The following is a 14,835-nucleotide window of genomic DNA, read 5'->3' as shown; positions in this document are numbered from 1 at the left end:
GGTTCCTTGCGAAAATGCACTCGTGCGGGCATTTACTCCCCTTCGCCGAACTTGTCATTGATCAGCGCGACCAAGGCGTCCATGGCCTGCTGTTCACGCTCGCCACTGGTTTCGATGACCACATCCGAGCCCTTTCCTGCTGCCAGCATCATGACGCCCATGATGCTCTTGGCGTTCACGCGGCGTTCGCCTTTGGCTATCCACACCTCGCAGGGAAAGCTTCCCGCCAGTTTTGTCAGTTTTGCCGATGCCCGGGCATGAAGGCCCAGTTTATTGCTGATGGTCGTTTCGATTCGGATCATGGTTTCGTCGAGTCTGGTTCTGGGGAGCGGTCACGGCGACCTGCATGACGCCCTGCGTTGCGCCGGTCAGGGCGCGGGCGACCAGCGCATCAATCGGCTCATGACGGTAACTGACGGTTCGCAGCAACATGGGAAGATTTATCCCGGCGACCAGCCGGGCATCCTCCCCGGCAACCAGTTTTTGCGCAATGTTGCAGGGTGTCGCTCCGAATACGTCGGTGAGCACCAGAGTCGATGGTGCATTCAGGTGTCGCAGCAACATCCGGGCCGCCATCAGCGACTCTTCGGGGGGGGTATTGGGTTGAATGTCCAGAGCGCGAACCGCATCACCACAATCGGGGAACACGTGAAGCGCACATTGGCGCAACGCATGTCCCAATGGGGCGTGGGCAATGATAAGGATGGCATTCATGACTCGCGATTATCCCGCCCGGCCCAGAAGAAATGGCCATACGAACCCACGCAAAGCAACAGAAATAGCGCCATTGCGGTGCGAAGTGCGCCGGACGGGGACCAACCGAGCCATTGCAAGGTGTCCGCAAGCAGACCGATGGCCCATTGCACGCAAAACACTCCGAGAAAAATCACCAGGTTGTACGCCGACAATGCCCTTCCAGCCAACTCCGATGGAAACGCCATTGCCACAGCCGGTTGCGCGAGGGAAACCACACTGCAGGTCATGCAAAAGAGTGCCAATCCGGCAAAACCCCACGGCCCCAGCGCAGGCCCAAGAAGAATGACGCTGGCGAGCATTGCGAAGCTGCCGGGCAAACCCCACGCGATCAGTCGTTCAGCCTTGAGTCCGCGTCGGGCCAGGGCGGGTGTGATCAACCCCCAAGTCCAGAAAGTTATCAGCATGGACACGTTGATCCAGAACAAGCCATGGGCAGCATCCTGCGATGACAGGCCCCCGACACGCATCATCCAGGGAACCGCCCACAAGGTTTGAACGGCAACCATTCCTCCGTAGCAAAAGAACCCTATGGGAACCATTCGCCAGAAATACCGGCTCCGCCAGATGGGCCCGTAACCGGACGCGGGTGCAATGCGGGGTGCCGCGTCGCCCGAAGTCGAACGGGGCTGCGCCCAACCAGGTACAAGCCATAGGATGACCGCCATGGCCACCGCGATTGCAACAGCAAGCCCCCAGAACAGAGGACGCCATCCTGTCAATGGCAACAGCCATTGCACGGGCAAGGTGGCCGCCACCATTCCTAACGACCCGGTCATCAGCATCCAGGAGTTGGCGCGCAGCTGGGTTGTGGGTGTGTACCAGCGCCGATAGCCCGTCAGCGGCGCCATCAGGCAGGCACTGACACCGACACCGATCAGCGCGCGCGCAATAACCAGAGCCCAGAAACTGCTTGCCACGGAAAACAGAACACACCCGGCAACCGCAACGGTCAGCAGGAGCAGACTGACACGACGAGGACCGTACCGGTCCAGTGCACTCCCCAGCGGCAGCTGGGTGACCGAGAATCCCAGGAAATATGCTCCCGCCAGGAGCCCGAGGTCGGCGGATCCGAGCTGGAACTCATGGGACAGCACCGGCGAAAGCGTCGCGGTTATGGCCCGCAACAGCGCAGAGAAGAAGTAGGCTACCGCAAAGGCCAGAAACACCGCGATAGCGGCCGATCGGGGTATCGCACTCATGGAATGCGCAAGCCTTCGACCATTGTCGCGAGGATTTCTTCGGCGTCCCGGCGCCCGGGTTCCGAGTAGACGATCAGGTGAATCAGGTAACGTCGGTCGTTTGCGGCGGCGGCCAACCACAGCAGCCGTCCGTTTACCTTCCGGCCATCCGGGTACCGGCCTTCCACACCAATACTTGTTGGCGGAGCCTGTCGGATGTCGGCAATTGATGGCGTAGTCAGCGGCACGGTGACGACCTCTGTCACACCAAGATTGAGCAGACTGGCCCGTTGCCAATGCCCCTGAGCGGCGACCGCTGACACCTGTTCCGGCAGAGGCGCGACCATGACCGCCATCGTCGCTCCAGCCTCGTCACACCCGGTCACCTGCAGCAAGACCGTGCCACCGGCCATCGGCACTTCACGAATGGTTCGATCAGGCTTGCAGGGGAGCAAGGTCGCAAAAGGCGTGTCACCAAGACGCACTTCTCGCCAGTTCAGCGTCGGGGAACACGCAAGCAAGGTAAGCGCCGCACCAGCGACCAACTTTCTGATCATGCGCACCATTATCAAGTGGTCCGGGCGGTGACGTTTCCCGCGACAATTCTCCGATGAACACATTGTCTGGAATCAGGGTGCTGGATCTCTCACGGGTTCTGGCCGGGCCGTGGAGCACCCAGGTCCTTGCCGATCTGGGGGCCGACGTCATCAAGGTGGAGCGGCCCGGACAGGGCGACGACACGCGCAGCTGGGGCCCCCCGTTCCTGAAGGACGAAGCGGGGCTGGACACGCCGGAGTCGGCCTATTTCCTTGGTGCAAACCGGAACAAGCGGTCAATCACCTGCGATATCGCAACCGCAGAGGGCCAGTCCCTGATCAGGGACTTGGCGCAGCATTGCGACGTTTTCGTCGAGAACTTCAAAGTTGGCGACATGGCCCGGTATGGACTGGATTACCCAAGCTTGAGAGCTCTTCGCCCGCAGCTTGTTTACTGCAGTATCACGGGCTACGGCCAAACCGGCCCCTATCGTGATCGAGCGGGATACGACTACGCCGTGCAAGGTATCGGTGGGCTTATGAGTGTCACCGGCGAACGCGACGACCTTGGAGGGGGACCGCAGAAAGTTGGCGTGGCGGTTGCCGACCTGTTCACCGGCATGTATGCGACGGTCGGGATCCTTGCCGCCTTGCGACATGCCGAGCGCACTGGTGAGGGCCAGGCCATCGATATGGCTCTGCTCGACACCCAAGTTGCCATGCTCGCCAATCTGGCGGCAAATTTCCTGGTCAGCGGGCAAGTGCCGGGACGTGCCGGCAATGCCCACGCCAACATCGTGCCGTATCAGGTATTCGAAGTTGCTCCCCCACCCGGGACAGCGGACACGGCCCGGGATCACCTTATCCTTGCTGTCGGCAACGATGGCCAGTTTGCTCGTTTCTGTGGGGTCGCCGGATGTTCGCATCTGGCAGCGGACCCTCGTTTCGCTCGAAATGCGGACCGCGTGCGAAACCGTGACGTCTTGATCCCTATGCTGGAAGCTGTGATGAGGCAGCGGTCCAAGTCCGATTGGCTTTCCAGCCTGGAAGCAGCCACCGTCCCGTGTGGAGCGATCAACCGGCTTGATGAGGTTTTTGCCGACCCGCAGGTGGTCGCTCGTGCAATGGTCGATCACTGGTGCCATCCTTTGCGAGAAGACCTGGCACTCGTCGCCAGCCCGCTCAAATTGGAGAGGACACCAGTGTGTCGGGATCGTCCACCGCCCCGGCTCGGCGAACACACTGACACCGTTCTGGCTGAGGTACTCCAGTGGCCCCCAACCCGCATTGCCGAAATGCGCGAGCGAGGGATCATCTGAGATCGGTGTGACTGTCCCGATTGTTGGGGCCTCGCACGGGACCCGGTACAGAACCAGGGCAGCCTTTTTTGTCAACCAACCACCGCATGCATGCGGTCACCCTGATCGTCTCAGGTAATCTTTCGCCCCCGCTGCATGGCGGCGTTCGCGCGGCCCGTCAGACCCCACCTGAGCCCCGCGTGACCGGATTTCCGGCCCCTGTGCCACCAGCGGGGTGGCAGTGAAACCAGGACCCCCCCGTGTCACGAGCGTGCTACCCGCGCATTTTTGGTCTGCGGCTTGGCCGACTCTGCTCGGAAGCCGCTCGGCAACCCCTCCGGAGTTCCCGTACATCGATTTCGGCATGGCCACTACGGCGAAATCTGGTCGAGCAGACCATTGGGCGAGATCGGTTGATCAATGCTCACGTGGGGCTCGTGAGACTATGGTTCGGGCGTCTTCGCCGTTCCGTTGACTTCGGGGGTTGCAGCTTTCGTCTTGTGCTGGCCCAATTGACTGCAGTTCCCTTTCATGCAGTGCAGGAAATCTTATGGTCAGTACCTCGTCGAACATGCCCTCTGCCAGCACTTCGGAAGGGGTCACCAGCACGCAAGAGCCGGACGCCGGCTTGTTGTTGGCTGGCGTCATCGGCCTGGAGATGTTGGGCCCCCTGAGGGAACTGCGCACGCTGGTCGACGAAGCAGTTGCGTCTGATGCGCTCGACTCCACCTATGCTGAGGCAATGGGCCACAGTATCGAGACAGCCTTGACCTTGGCTCGGCGAAGCCAGCAACTTGGACGGGTTTCGGTCCGCAAGGCCGAGCAGGCCCGGGAGCGTTTCTCGCTGGACGCGATGTTGCGCGAAATGGCCGATGAGCGCGAGAACGTTTTGCGCGCACGCGGGGGCACGATTTCGGTGCTCCTGCGGCCGACAGAGGTGATTGAAGAGCCCGGGCTGATGTCCACGCTGCTGGAAGCGGCTTTGGACTGGGCGGTTGAACGGGGCGATCGAGTTACCGCCAATCTGACCCGACAGGACTGGCCCGAGCGGGATTTGCTGATTGTTGACTGCGATAGCGGTAGCGCCCCTCTGCGTGCACTTGACGAAGATTGTCTGAACTGGCGTCTCCTTGGCACCGCTGCGCGGACGATGGGCGCAAAAGTAGAGCGCAACATCCGCCCGACTGGCGGCACCCTGACGATCTGTTTCCCACTGTTTCCTGAGATGGTCAAGCGCGAAAGTCGCTATTCCAACCTCGACTTCGAAACCCGGGGTGATCCGCTCAATCCGTCGCAAAAGGCGGGGGCAGCACTGCGTATCCTCGTGGTTTGCAGTGATTCGCACATTCGTGAAGAGGTGGGTTGGTTGTGCATGAATGTCAAGGCAACGCCCCGTTTCGTTCCCGACGATGCCGAAGCGATTGCCGTCCTGGGGCAGTCCGTGCCCCATCTGGTCATCGCAGATAGGCCCAATGGCCCACACCAACCGGATGGTTTGCTCGAAACGGTCAGGCGCTTGTCCCCCTCGACGGCGTTTGTAGAGCTGGTTTCGGGCGATCACCCGATGGAGATGGGTGTGTGGGGTGCAATGGCGACCACGCGTCTCAACAGAGAACGCCTCGCCCAGCAGTTGCCTTCCGTGCTGGCGCTTGAGCTTGGGCGAAATCAGTAGCTTTCGCTGCGTTTCAGCGCAGCGCGCCAAAAACCGTCGAGATCACCTTGCTACCAGCGGCCAACGGATCGCGGCGTATGACCTTCTCTTGTTCACCGATCATGTAGTAGATGCCGTCCAGCGTTTTGGCGGTGACATGGTCTTCCAATCGCGATTCCTGCTTGTTCAGGAGGCCGAAACTGGTCACTTTTTCGACCACCTTGTTGTAGCGCGTGGCGAGCTCAGCCTTCTCGGTTGCTCGGCTCACCACCGGCAGAAGTTCGGCCGTCAGCGCGGTTCGCGTTCGCCCAGCAAAGAAGTCCGTCACCGAAGTCTCGCCCCCCGTGACAATTCTGGCTGCATCCTGTACGGTGAGTCCTCGGACGGCGCTCACCAGGAGCTCGCGAGCCAAGGGAACAGCCGCTTCGGCCGCTCGGTTCATACTCAGCACCAGCGCATCAACACGATCACGCTGACCTGTCTTGCGCAGCAACCGCGCGGCATCTTCTAAGAGTCCGGGCAGGGGAATGCGAACTTTTTCGTTTCCCAGGAATCCATCAGCCCGCCCAAGCTGATTGACCGCGTAGTGGACCCCCTTCTCCAGCGCAGCCTTTAGCGCGGCTGCAGTTTCGGCCGGCCCAATTTCTCGGACTTGCTGGGCCGCCACCGGCGCGGCGGATGCACCAACAAGAAGGAATCCCGCGGCAGCAGCCAGGTGCCCTTTAAACTGACGTCGATTCATTCCGACTCCCTTCCGGCATATGTTCAGATTTTTTCATTCTCTTTTTCTTGTGGTCTCTGTCGCACTGGGTTCTGCGGTTATCAGTGGCTGCTCACCAACACCTGCGCCAGATTCGACCTTTGTGTTGCTCGATGGCAGCAGGCTTCAGTCGTCGACCTTAAAAGGTAAGGTTACTTTGGTGAATTTTTGGGCAACCAGCTGTGTTTCCTGTGTCGCCGAGATGCCCCATCTGATTGAAACCTATCAGAAATTCCAAGCCAAGGGCTACGAAACGGTCGCCGTCGCCATGAGTTACGACCCACCCGCCTACGTGGTCAACTTTGCCCAGAGTCGCAAACTGCCGTTCAAAGTCGCGATCGACAACACTGGGGACGTCGCCAGGGCTTGGGGCGACGTCAAACTCACGCCGACCAGTTTTGTGGTCAACAAGAGGGGGGAAATTGTCAAACAGTTCGTGGGGCAACCCAACTTCGCTGAATTGCACGCCTTGATTGAGCGTTTGTTGGCCGAGAGCTGATATTTCTGTCCATTTTGGCCGATACCCCGCGACTTATGGTCATTTATTGCTATCGTTTTTTCTTTTCTGGACAGAAAAAAGGCCTGCAAATGCAGGCCTTTTTTGCGACGGGATAGCGTATGCCTTCACTCTTTTCGGTAGGCGTCGTGACAGGCTTTGCAGGTTCCCGCGGCAGGACCGAAGGCAGCCTTCAGGTTGTCAAGATTGCCGGTTTTGGCGGCGGCAGCGAGCTTGACCATTTCTGCCTGCATTTTGTCCGCACCTTCCTTGTACTTGGCCTGCTCTTTCCAGATTTCCGGTTTTGCCCGGGTTTCGCCTTTGTCGGTGCCCTCGCCGAATGCGGCCCATGGCAACTTGCTCATCGCGACAGCTATTTCGGCGTTGTCTGCGGCAGCTTTGGCATCATAAGGAGCGCGTCCGTTGGCCATCGCACCAACACGCCCGAAATGAGCGGCCATGACGGTAAAACTGGCTTTGCGGTACTTGATGGCGTCTTCCGGCTTGGCAAACTGTGCTGCGGCGGGCACGTTCAGTGCAACAGCCATTGCGGCGAACAGAAACGAAAGAGGTTTTTTCATTGATATCCTCGTGGGTTGTAGGGAATGTGACGGAGTATCGTCCATATTCTTTAGTTCCATGGGAACTTTAGTTTGCGGGAAAACCCGAATTGGTTTCGGTTATCGTGAAAGGGTTGTTCATGCGTACGGTTCGAGTCTGGGATTTGCCGACGAGACTGTTCCACTGGCTGCTTGCCGCAGCGGTGATCGGGCTTGTTGTGAGCGGCAACATTGGCGGCAATGCGATGGTCTGGCACGGTCGGTTGGGCTACCTCGTGGGGGCCTTGCTGCTGTTTCGGGTCATTTGGGGCTTTGTTGGCGGCCGTTGGTCCCGTTTCGTTCATTTCGTGAGAGGTCCGCGAACCGTGCTGCGGTATCTGCGCGGTCGTGAACTTTCTGCAGAGGATTCAGCAGGGCACAATCCGCTCGGCGCGCTCTCGGTCCTGGGACTGATGGGGCTGTTGGCACTGCAGGTCTCAACCGGTTTTTTTTCCGATGATGAGATCGCGTTTACCGGGCCTCTGGTCAATCTGGTCTCGGGCGACGCCGTTTCGCTGGCGACGCGTATGCACCGCTTGATAGGTGAGTACCTGTTGTTGGTCTTGGTTGGCTTGCACCTGGGCGCCATTGCGTTCTACAGGATTGTGCGAAAGAAGGACCTGATCGGTCCAATGTGGCATGGAGACAAGGAGTTGCCTGATGATCTTCCCTCGGCAGTTGACAATGCCGGCACTCGCATTCGAGCGTTGGTGATTCTGGTCGTGTGCGCAGCCCTGGTGGCTGGTGTAGTTTCTTTTGGCGGCTGATGTTCACGAACACACACCAAGTGATCAAGCGCCCGCCTACGTCAGAATCGCTGTCAACCGTCCGGGTCTCTGTCCTCGATTGCCCAGCGCCGACCGATCTTGCATTGGTCCGAGAGATCTTTCTGGAGTATTCCCGCTCTCTGACGATCGATCTGTGTTTTCAGAATTTCGAACAGGAGCTTGCGCTGTTGCCGGGAGAGTATTCGGCGCCGCGTGGGGCCCTTTTGCTCGCTTGGTCCGGCGAGGTTGTCGCCGGTTGCGGAGCGTTGCGGCCCGCCGATGAGGCCGACTACGTGAATGCGTGCGAGATGAAACGCCTTTTCGTACGGCCGCAATATCGTCGCTTTGGCATAGGAAGGCTTCTGAGTGAGAAGATCCTCGATCTTGCCCGGGCAAAAGCCTATGACAGCATTTTGCTCGATACCCTGAACGAAATGGAGGCCGCGCGCGCCCTCTACGAGGATCTCGGTTTCATCGAGATCCCACCGTATTACCACAACCCTATTCCTGGCGCCCACTACCTCCGGGCCGTGCTTTGACTGCTTCTTTGGCCACACGTTCCGTGTGGCGTGTCTTTCCCGGGCTTGGTGCACGCCGATCGGCGGAGAATCGTGGATCGAACGGGGCCTGAATTGCCTGCGAAAGAATTCGCTGGCAGAGCCCCTTCGTCGTCATAAGCGCGAGGTTCGTGGAATTGGCTGAATGTTGTTTCAGATCGCCTTCGCTTGGGCGAGCATGGTTGCCGCGTCACTGACTTCAAACTTCCCGGGCCCTTCGACGTTGAGTGTTGTTACGACACCGTCCCGAATCAGCATGGAGTACCGGTTACTACGAAGTCCCATCCCACGGGTTGTCAGATCGAGGGTCAGACCTGTCGCTTTGGCAAAGTCGGCACTACCATCCGCCAGCATCCGAATCGTACCAGCCGTCTTTTGCTCACGCGCCCAAGCACCCATCACAAATGCATCGTTGACGCTGACACACCAGATTTCGTCAACACCCGCAGCCCGCAGGGCTTGCGCATGCTCCAGGTACCCGGGAACATGCTTCGCAGAACAGGTTGGTGTGAATGCCCCCGGTAGGGCGAACAACGCAATCGTGCGGCCTGCACACGCCTTGCGAACATCGATCGGGTTCGGGCCGATGCTACAGCCTTCGCCTTCGACTTCGGAATACTCCATTAGGGTCGCTGCGGGAACGGAATCGCCAATCTTGATCATCATGTCTCCTTGGGGGTAAACGGCTAAGGCTTCGGAAAATGCAAACGGCCCACATTGTGGGCCGTTTCGGGCTTTGGCGTCAGACGCCCAGTAAACAGACTTACACCGCCGCGGCTTTTTCCACCAAGCGGGTAACAACCCAGTTTTTTGTCTTGGAAATGGGGCGGCTTTCGGTGATCTCTATTACGTCACCCAGACCATACTCTCCCTTTTCATCGTGGGCGTGGTATTTGCTGGATCGCGCAACGATCTTGCCATACAACTCATGCTTGACCCGGCGCTCCACCAGCACCGTCACCGTTTTCGCACGCTTGGCACTGACAACCTTACCAATCAAGGTGCGCTTGAGGGATGTTCTCGCTTCCGTCATGGTCACTCCTTATTTGGCCGCCCGCTTTTGAGCGAGGACTGTCTTCGCACGTGCGATTGCACGGCGCGTCACGCGCAACTGGCTGGTGTTGTTCAGTTGTTGGGTCGCCTTCTGCATACGCAGCCCAAAATGGGCCTTCTGCAACTCTTTCACCTCGGTTTCAAGACCGGTGACGTCTTTTTGGCGCAGTTCAGCAGCTTTCATGGTCATTCTCCTGATTACTGGCCAATCATTCGGGCAACAAACGTGGTCCGAAGCGGCAGCTTCGCGGCAGCGAGTTTGAATGCCTCGCGAGCCAGCTCTTCTGGGACACCGACGATCTCGTAAAGCACTTTGCCGGGCTGGATCTCGGCAACGTAGTACTCGGGGTTGCCCTTGCCGTTACCCATACGGACTTCGGCGGGTTTGGTCGAGATCGGCTTGTCGGGGAAAACGCGGATCCAGATGCGGCCACCCCGTTTGACATGGCGCGAAATCGCGCGACGAGCCGACTCGATCTGGCGTGCGGTCAAACGGCCCCGATCGGTCGATTTGAGTCCGAAATCACCAAATGCAACCGTATTGCCACGGGTTGCGATACCGGTGTTGCGGCCTTTCTGTTCCTTGCGGAATTTTCTGCGTGCAGGTTGCAGCATTTTTATTCTCCTTTGGCACCGTCAGCTGCTGCGGCTGGCGCGCCTACCTTGCGGACGCGCTTAACGGCGGGCTTCGCATCGGCTCCGGAAGCCTCTGCGGGTTTGTCACTTCCGTCGGCGGGCGCGGAACCGGCCCCTGCCGGACGCCGACCAGCAGGACGACGGTCACCACTGGGCCGATCGCCGGACCGGTTGTCCCGACGAGGACCACGCGGACGACGCTCTTCATCATTCCTCGGCTCGGCCGCGGCTGGTGCATCATTGCGGCCAAGCGTGTCGCCTTTATAGACCCACACCTTCACACCGATCACGCCGTAGGTCGTCTTGGCTTCAGAGAAGCCGTAGTCGATATCAGCTCGCAATGTATGCAGCGGTACACGGCCCTCCCGATACCACTCGGTGCGGGCGATTTCGATACCATTGAGCCGTCCCGCAGACATGATCTTGATGCCCTGCGCTCCGAGGCGCATGGCATTTTGCATAGCGCGTTTCATCGCGCGGCGGAACATGATGCGTTTTTCGAGCTGCTGGGTAATGCTGTCGGCGATCAATTGGGCATCGATTTCCGGCTTGCGCACTTCTTCGATATTGACGGCAACAGGAACGCCCAGGCGTGCAGCGAGTTCCTTCTTAAGGTTCTCAATGTCTTCGCCCTTCTTGCCAATAACCACGCCCGGACGAGCCGAGAAAATGGTGATCCGTGCGTTCTTTGCGGGGCGCTCGATTAGCACCTTGGACACGGCCGCATTCTTCAATTTGGCCTTCAGATATTCCCGAACCTTGATGTCTTCGGCCAGCATACCTGCGAAATCGCGGTTGCTGGCGTACCACCGACTGGTCCAATTGCGGCTGACCGAGAGGCGGAAGCCGGTAGGATGGATTTTTTGTCCCATTTTCTGACCTGGCCTTTCAGTTACCAACCGTCACGTACACATGGCACGTCGGTTTGCTGATACGGTTTCCGCGGCCTTTAGCCCGGGCCGTGAAACGCTTGAGGGTCGCCCCCTGTTCAACGTAGATGGTTTTGACCTTCAATTCGTCGATATCGGCACCATCGTTGTGCTCGGCGTTCGCAATTGCGGATTCGAGGACCTTCTTGACGACAAGCGCCGCCTTCTTCTGCGTGAACGTCAGAATATTCAGAGCCTGATCAACCTTCTTGCCGCGAATCAGATCGGCTACCAGCCGACCTTTGTCGACAGACAGGCGGACGCCTCGGAGAACTGCACGTGTTTCCATGGTCATTCCTTACTTCTTCTGTACCTTCTTGTCGGCCGGGTGACCCTTGAACGTACGGGTCAGCGCGAACTCGCCAAGCTTGTGGCCGACCATCTGGTCGGTGATGTAAACCGGCACATGCTGCTTGCCGTTGTGCACCGCGATGGTCAGACCGATGAACTCGGGCAACACCATCGAACGGCGCGACCAGGTCTTAATCGGCTTTTTGTCTTTCGTGGCAACGGCCTTGTCTACTTTTGCCACGAGATGATGGTCAACAAACGGACCTTTTTTCAGAGAGCGTGTCATCAGCTACTCCTTACTTCTTCCGACGCGAAACAATCATGTTCTGCGTCCGCTTGTTGCTACGAGTGCGGTAACCTTTGGTCAAATTACCCCATGGGTCGACAGCGTGGCGCCCTTCGCCTGTACGCCCCTCGCCACCGCCGTGTGGATGGTCGATCGGGTTCATCGCAACACCACGAACCGTGGGGCGAATTCCCATCCAACGCTTCACACCGGCCTTACCAAGTTGTCGCAGGCTGTGTTCTTCGTTGGCTACTTCGCCGATGGTCGCACGGCATTCGACGTGAATCTTTCGAACCTCACCCGAGCGCATGCGGACCTGGGCATAGGTTCCCTCTTTCGCAAGAAGTGTCGCTGACGCACCAGCGGAGCGAGCAATCTGTGCTCCTGCACCAGGCTTGAGCTCGATGCAATGGATGGTCGAGCCCACCGGAATGTTGCGAATAGGCAGCGTATTTCCGGCGCGAATCGGCGCTTCAGCTCCGCTCAGGAGGATAGCGCCCACCTCAATACCACGGGGAGCAATGATGTAACGGCGCTCACCATCGGCGTAGCAAATCAATGCGATATGCGCCGTACGGTTAGGGTCGTACTCAATGCGCTCCACTTTGGCGGGAATAGCATCTTTGTTACGGCGAAAATCAACGACTCGGTAGTGGTGCTTGTGGCCTCCACCTTTGTGTCGGGTCGTAATGTGCCCGTTATTGTTGCGGCCGGCGTTCTGAAACTGAGGTTCCAGAAGACTGGCATGCGGCGCCCCTTTGTAAAGGTGATCGCGAGTGACCTTCACCACAGCACGTTGGCCGGGAGAAGTCGGTTTCATCTTGATGACAGCCATGATTACGCAGCCTCCCCGGACAGGTTCAGCTCTTGACCCGGCTTGAGAGTGACATAGGCCTTGCGAACGTTGTCGCGACGGCCGATAGTCTTACCGAATCGTTTCGTTTTGCCCTTGATATTCACGACCGAGACACCCTTGACTTCGACCTTGAACATCAACTCCACCGCTGCCTTGATTTCAGGCTTGGTTGCATTTTGCAGAACCTTGAAGGTGACTGCATTGGACTTTTCTGCGACCGCAGTTGCTTTTTCCGAAACGATCGGAGCAACGAGCACTTGCATCAGGCGACTTTCAGCGAACTTGGCGGCGCTCATGCGAACATCTCCTTGAGCATTTCGACCGCAGCCTTGGTCACCAGCACCTTTTTGTAGTGCACCAGCGAGACCGGATCGGCATAACGCGGCTCAACGACAAGCACGTTGATAAGGTTCCGAGAAGCAAGGTACAGGTTCTCGTCAACCTCTTCCGCAATGACCAATACAGAGTCAAGGTTCATGGCCTTGAATTTCGCAGCGAGTTGGCGAGTCTTTGGCGAATCGACTTTCAGCGAGTCAACCACAGCCAAGCGACCTTCGCGAGCAAGCTGAGAAAGGATCGACGCCATGCCGGCCCGATACATCTTCTTGTTGACTTTCTGTGTAAAGTTTTCTTCCGGGCTGTTGGGGAAAATCCGACCGCCCCCGCGCCACAGCGGCGATGAGGTCATGCCCGCTCGAGCGCGCCCGGTACCCTTCTGCTTGAAGGGCTTCTTGGTTGAGTGCTTGACCTGTTCGCGGTCTTTCTGGGCACGCGTCCCCTGGCGCGCGTTGGCCTGATACGCCACCACAATCTGGTGAATCAGGTCTTCGTTATAGGCTCTGCCGAACACCGTTTCCGGGACTTCAAACTTGGCAGACGCCTGGCCTTGTTCATTCAGGAGTTCGAGCTGCATCAGATCGCTCCTTGGGTAGTTTTCGCCTTGACGGCCGGCCGAATGGTCACAAAACCACCCTTGGCGCCTGGGATCGCGCCTTTGATCAACAACAACTGGCGGACCTCGTCAACACGAACAACATCGAGATTTTGTGTTGTTACCGTAACGTCCCCCAAGTGCCCCGACATCTTCTTGCCGGGGAAAACTCGGCCCGGATCCTGCGCCATGGAGATCGAGCCCGGAACGTTGTGCGAACGGCTGTTGCCGTGCGACGCACGTTGCGAACTGAAGTTGTGGCGCTTGATGGTTCCAGCAAAGCCCTTCCCGATCGAGGTTCCCTGAACATCGACTTTCTGACCCACACTGAAAACGGACGCTACCGCCACAGACGACCCAGCCGAAAGCTGACCGGCCGCTTCTGCGGAAACTCGAAATTCGCGAATGATCTCACCGGCCTCGACACCCGCCTTTGACAGGTGTCCGGCAAGCGGCTTGGAAACACGCGAAGATTTGCGGGCGCCAAAAGTCACCTGGATGGCGACATACCCGTCCCGATCTTGGGTTTTGACTTGGGTCACTCGGTTGTTGGACACGTCCACCACCGTGACAGGAACTGCATCCCCGTCATCGGTGAACAGACGCATCATGCCCACCTTGCGCCCCAGCAACCCCAAAGAGGTGCTCAGACTCATGTTTTTCTCCGATACTCTCACCGCCGTCACTGCAATTGGCAACGGCGTTTTATGTGAAAGAGGGTTATTAAATTCCCTGCCAATTCAGCAGAGCCTGCGATTTTACCTCGGGGGACTGGGTTTAGGCAAGCCCCCCGTGGCGGCGCCAACTATACCGTTATTGCAGCTTGATTTCGACGTCCACGCCAGCTGGCAGGTCGAGCTTCATCAAGGCGTCTACCGTCTTGTCGGTCGGATCCACAATGTCCATCAGGCGCTGGTGAGTCCGAATTTCAAATTGGTCACGACTGGATTTGTTGACGTGCGGTGAACGCAGGATGTCGAATCGCTTCATGCGGGTTGGCAATGGCACCGGCCCCTTCACAATCGCACCGGTACGCTTGGCGGTATCGACGATTTCAGCTGCTGACTGATCGATCAGCTTGTAATCAAAGGCCTTGAGGCGAATACGGATCTTCTGTTTGGCGGACATGATCGCTCCTTGGTTGGATCCGGTTTACTCGATGATTTTGGCAACGACGCCGGCGCCGACGGTGCGGCCACCCTCGCGGATGGCAAAGCGCAGGCCTTCTTCCATGGCGATCGGGGCGATCAGCTTG

The 14,835-nt window shown here is 58.4% G+C and carries 24 protein-coding genes; 5 read left to right on the top strand and 19 right to left on the bottom strand.

From position 1 onward, the window contains the following. Positions 1-32: 32 nt before the first annotated feature. Genes AC2EBU_RS16445 through AC2EBU_RS16430 form a run of 4 tightly spaced genes read right to left on the bottom strand, consistent with a single transcriptional unit; the run spans position 33 to position 2,491 of the window. Positions 33-302, bottom strand: a complete 270-nt coding sequence (locus AC2EBU_RS16445) for an HPr family phosphocarrier protein (RefSeq protein WP_484611530.1) — start codon at positions 300-302, stop codon at positions 33-35. After that, positions 271-714: a PTS sugar transporter subunit IIA gene (locus AC2EBU_RS16440; RefSeq protein WP_484611529.1), complete on the bottom strand. Its 444-nt coding sequence runs from the start codon at positions 712-714 to the stop codon at positions 271-273. The genes AC2EBU_RS16445 and AC2EBU_RS16440 overlap by 32 nt, the downstream gene beginning before the upstream one ends. After that, positions 711-1,955 (bottom strand): MFS transporter, encoded by a 1,245-nt coding sequence (locus AC2EBU_RS16435; RefSeq protein WP_484611528.1) that lies wholly within the window; start codon positions 1,953-1,955, stop codon positions 711-713. Before AC2EBU_RS16435 ends, AC2EBU_RS16440 begins: the two co-directional genes overlap by 4 nt. Next, a complete protein-coding gene (locus tag AC2EBU_RS16430) occupies positions 1,952-2,491 on the bottom strand; it encodes a hypothetical protein (RefSeq protein WP_484611527.1) in 540 nt (179 codons plus the stop codon). Before AC2EBU_RS16430 ends, AC2EBU_RS16435 begins: the two co-directional genes overlap by 4 nt. Positions 2,492-2,544: 53 nt before the next feature. Here AC2EBU_RS16430 and AC2EBU_RS16425 point away from each other — a divergent pair, with 53 nt between their 5' ends. After that, the gene (locus AC2EBU_RS16425; protein ID WP_484611526.1) at positions 2,545-3,789 is read left to right on the top strand and encodes a CaiB/BaiF CoA transferase family protein; all 1,245 of its coding nucleotides are present in this window, start codon (positions 2,545-2,547) and stop codon (positions 3,787-3,789) included. 529 nt (positions 3,790-4,318) lie between these two features. Then, positions 4,319-5,440, top strand: coding sequence for a hypothetical protein (locus tag AC2EBU_RS16420; RefSeq protein ID WP_484611525.1), 1,122 nt, complete (start codon positions 4,319-4,321; stop codon positions 5,438-5,440). Between the two features lie 13 nt (positions 5,441-5,453). Here AC2EBU_RS16420 and AC2EBU_RS16415 read toward each other — a convergent pair whose 3' ends face one another. After that, complete coding sequence (locus tag AC2EBU_RS16415) at positions 5,454-6,161, bottom strand: DUF4197 domain-containing protein (RefSeq protein ID WP_484611524.1); 708 nt, start codon at positions 6,159-6,161, stop codon at positions 5,454-5,456. Positions 6,162-6,180: 19 nt separating this feature from the next. On the opposite strand from AC2EBU_RS16415, the gene AC2EBU_RS16410 reads away from it, so the two are divergent. Beyond that, positions 6,181-6,678: a TlpA family protein disulfide reductase gene (locus tag AC2EBU_RS16410; RefSeq protein WP_484611523.1), complete on the top strand. Its 498-nt coding sequence runs from the start codon at positions 6,181-6,183 to the stop codon at positions 6,676-6,678. A gap of 125 nt (positions 6,679-6,803) precedes the next feature. On the opposite strand, the gene AC2EBU_RS16405 is transcribed toward AC2EBU_RS16410, so the two are convergent. Next, positions 6,804-7,256 (bottom strand): c-type cytochrome, encoded by a 453-nt coding sequence (locus AC2EBU_RS16405; protein ID WP_484611615.1) that lies wholly within the window; start codon positions 7,254-7,256, stop codon positions 6,804-6,806. Positions 7,257-7,360: 104 nt separating this feature from the next. Here AC2EBU_RS16405 and AC2EBU_RS16400 point away from each other — a divergent pair, with 104 nt between their 5' ends. After that, positions 7,361-8,041, top strand: coding sequence for a cytochrome b/b6 domain-containing protein (locus AC2EBU_RS16400; protein ID WP_484611522.1), 681 nt, complete (start codon positions 7,361-7,363; stop codon positions 8,039-8,041). Positions 8,042-8,091: 50 nt separating this feature from the next. Then, the gene (locus AC2EBU_RS16395; RefSeq protein WP_484611614.1) at positions 8,092-8,580 is read left to right on the top strand and encodes a GNAT family N-acetyltransferase; all 489 of its coding nucleotides are present in this window, start codon (positions 8,092-8,094) and stop codon (positions 8,578-8,580) included. 171 nt (positions 8,581-8,751) lie between these two features. Here AC2EBU_RS16395 and AC2EBU_RS16390 read toward each other — a convergent pair whose 3' ends face one another. The 13 genes from AC2EBU_RS16390 to AC2EBU_RS16330 form a co-directional block, all read right to left on the bottom strand. Next, complete coding sequence (locus tag AC2EBU_RS16390) at positions 8,752-9,261, bottom strand: redoxin family protein (RefSeq protein ID WP_484611613.1); 510 nt, start codon at positions 9,259-9,261, stop codon at positions 8,752-8,754. A 100-nt stretch (positions 9,262-9,361) separates the two neighbouring features. Continuing rightward, positions 9,362-9,631, bottom strand: a complete 270-nt coding sequence (gene rpsQ, locus AC2EBU_RS16385; RefSeq protein ID WP_484611521.1) for a 30S ribosomal protein S17 — start codon at positions 9,629-9,631, stop codon at positions 9,362-9,364. Between the two features lie 9 nt (positions 9,632-9,640). Beyond that, entirely contained in the window at positions 9,641-9,835 is a 195-nt protein-coding gene (rpmC, locus tag AC2EBU_RS16380) for a 50S ribosomal protein L29 (protein WP_484611520.1), read from the bottom strand. 14 nt (positions 9,836-9,849) lie between these two features. After that, a complete protein-coding gene (rplP, locus tag AC2EBU_RS16375; RefSeq protein ID WP_296293417.1) occupies positions 9,850-10,266 on the bottom strand; it encodes a 50S ribosomal protein L16 in 417 nt (138 codons plus the stop codon). A 2-nt stretch (positions 10,267-10,268) separates the two neighbouring features. Further along, positions 10,269-11,159, bottom strand: coding sequence for a 30S ribosomal protein S3 (rpsC, locus tag AC2EBU_RS16370; RefSeq protein WP_484611519.1), 891 nt, complete (start codon positions 11,157-11,159; stop codon positions 10,269-10,271). A 16-nt stretch (positions 11,160-11,175) separates the two neighbouring features. Next, on the bottom strand, positions 11,176-11,505 hold the full coding sequence (gene rplV / locus AC2EBU_RS16365; protein WP_484611518.1) for a 50S ribosomal protein L22: 330 nt from the start codon (positions 11,503-11,505) through the stop codon (positions 11,176-11,178). Between the two features lie 9 nt (positions 11,506-11,514). Further along, the gene (rpsS, locus tag AC2EBU_RS16360) at positions 11,515-11,793 is read right to left on the bottom strand and encodes a 30S ribosomal protein S19 (RefSeq protein ID WP_484611517.1); all 279 of its coding nucleotides are present in this window, start codon (positions 11,791-11,793) and stop codon (positions 11,515-11,517) included. A gap of 10 nt (positions 11,794-11,803) precedes the next feature. Next, the gene (gene rplB / locus AC2EBU_RS16355; RefSeq protein ID WP_484611516.1) at positions 11,804-12,628 is read right to left on the bottom strand and encodes a 50S ribosomal protein L2; all 825 of its coding nucleotides are present in this window, start codon (positions 12,626-12,628) and stop codon (positions 11,804-11,806) included. Positions 12,629-12,630: 2 nt separating this feature from the next. After that, a complete protein-coding gene (gene rplW, locus AC2EBU_RS16350) occupies positions 12,631-12,945 on the bottom strand; it encodes a 50S ribosomal protein L23 (RefSeq protein WP_484611515.1) in 315 nt (104 codons plus the stop codon). Beyond that, positions 12,942-13,562: a 50S ribosomal protein L4 gene (rplD, locus tag AC2EBU_RS16345; RefSeq protein WP_484611514.1), complete on the bottom strand. Its 621-nt coding sequence runs from the start codon at positions 13,560-13,562 to the stop codon at positions 12,942-12,944. The genes rplW and rplD overlap by 4 nt, the downstream gene beginning before the upstream one ends. After that, a complete protein-coding gene (gene rplC / locus AC2EBU_RS16340; protein WP_484611513.1) occupies positions 13,562-14,236 on the bottom strand; it encodes a 50S ribosomal protein L3 in 675 nt (224 codons plus the stop codon). The genes rplD and rplC overlap by 1 nt, the downstream gene beginning before the upstream one ends. Before the next feature lie 157 nt (positions 14,237-14,393). Further along, positions 14,394-14,708: a 30S ribosomal protein S10 gene (gene rpsJ / locus AC2EBU_RS16335; protein WP_484611512.1), complete on the bottom strand. Its 315-nt coding sequence runs from the start codon at positions 14,706-14,708 to the stop codon at positions 14,394-14,396. A gap of 24 nt (positions 14,709-14,732) precedes the next feature. Beyond that, a partial coding sequence (locus AC2EBU_RS16330; protein ID WP_080363168.1) for an EF-Tu C-terminal domain-related protein occupies positions 14,733-14,835 on the bottom strand: 103 nt, incomplete at its 5' end.

This window comes from Curvibacter sp. T50, assembly GCF_057219955.1.
This window is presented reverse-complemented; position numbering and strand designations above follow the sequence as displayed.

What these genes read in the sequence shown, in the direction of transcription:
- AC2EBU_RS16430 (WP_484611527.1), bottom strand. Translation starts at nt 2,491, where the DNA reads ATGATCAGAAAGTTGGTCGCTGGTGCGGCGCTTACCTTGCTTGCGTGT.
- rpmC (WP_484611520.1), bottom strand. Translation starts at nt 9,835, where the DNA reads ATGAAAGCTGCTGAACTGCGCCAAAAAGACGTCACCGGTCTTGAAACC.
- AC2EBU_RS16445 (WP_484611530.1), bottom strand. Translation starts at nt 302, where the DNA reads ATGATCCGAATCGAAACGACCATCAGCAATAAACTGGGCCTTCATGCC.
- rplD (WP_484611514.1), bottom strand. Translation starts at nt 13,562, where the DNA reads ATGCAGCTCGAACTCCTGAATGAACAAGGCCAGGCGTCTGCCAAGTTT.
- AC2EBU_RS16405 (WP_484611615.1), bottom strand. Translation starts at nt 7,256, where the DNA reads ATGAAAAAACCTCTTTCGTTTCTGTTCGCCGCAATGGCTGTTGCACTG.
- rplP (WP_296293417.1), bottom strand. Translation starts at nt 10,266, where the DNA reads ATGCTGCAACCTGCACGCAGAAAATTCCGCAAGGAACAGAAAGGCCGC.
- rpsS (WP_484611517.1), bottom strand. Translation starts at nt 11,793, where the DNA reads ATGACACGCTCTCTGAAAAAAGGTCCGTTTGTTGACCATCATCTCGTG.
- AC2EBU_RS16420 (WP_484611525.1), top strand. Translation starts at nt 4,319, where the DNA reads ATGGTCAGTACCTCGTCGAACATGCCCTCTGCCAGCACTTCGGAAGGG.
- AC2EBU_RS16390 (WP_484611613.1), bottom strand. Translation starts at nt 9,261, where the DNA reads ATGATCAAGATTGGCGATTCCGTTCCCGCAGCGACCCTAATGGAGTAT.
- AC2EBU_RS16415 (WP_484611524.1), bottom strand. Translation starts at nt 6,161, where the DNA reads ATGAATCGACGTCAGTTTAAAGGGCACCTGGCTGCTGCCGCGGGATTC.
- AC2EBU_RS16425 (WP_484611526.1), top strand. Translation starts at nt 2,545, where the DNA reads ATGAACACATTGTCTGGAATCAGGGTGCTGGATCTCTCACGGGTTCTG.
- AC2EBU_RS16440 (WP_484611529.1), bottom strand. Translation starts at nt 714, where the DNA reads ATGAATGCCATCCTTATCATTGCCCACGCCCCATTGGGACATGCGTTG.
- AC2EBU_RS16435 (WP_484611528.1), bottom strand. Translation starts at nt 1,955, where the DNA reads ATGAGTGCGATACCCCGATCGGCCGCTATCGCGGTGTTTCTGGCCTTT.
- rplB (WP_484611516.1), bottom strand. Translation starts at nt 12,628, where the DNA reads ATGGCTGTCATCAAGATGAAACCGACTTCTCCCGGCCAACGTGCTGTG.
- rpsJ (WP_484611512.1), bottom strand. Translation starts at nt 14,708, where the DNA reads ATGTCCGCCAAACAGAAGATCCGTATTCGCCTCAAGGCCTTTGATTAC.
- rpsQ (WP_484611521.1), bottom strand. Translation starts at nt 9,631, where the DNA reads ATGACGGAAGCGAGAACATCCCTCAAGCGCACCTTGATTGGTAAGGTT.
- AC2EBU_RS16410 (WP_484611523.1), top strand. Translation starts at nt 6,181, where the DNA reads ATGTTCAGATTTTTTCATTCTCTTTTTCTTGTGGTCTCTGTCGCACTG.
- rplW (WP_484611515.1), bottom strand. Translation starts at nt 12,945, where the DNA reads ATGAGCGCCGCCAAGTTCGCTGAAAGTCGCCTGATGCAAGTGCTCGTT.
- rplC (WP_484611513.1), bottom strand. Translation starts at nt 14,236, where the DNA reads ATGAGTCTGAGCACCTCTTTGGGGTTGCTGGGGCGCAAGGTGGGCATG.
- rplV (WP_484611518.1), bottom strand. Translation starts at nt 11,505, where the DNA reads ATGGAAACACGTGCAGTTCTCCGAGGCGTCCGCCTGTCTGTCGACAAA.
- rpsC (WP_484611519.1), bottom strand. Translation starts at nt 11,159, where the DNA reads ATGGGACAAAAAATCCATCCTACCGGCTTCCGCCTCTCGGTCAGCCGC.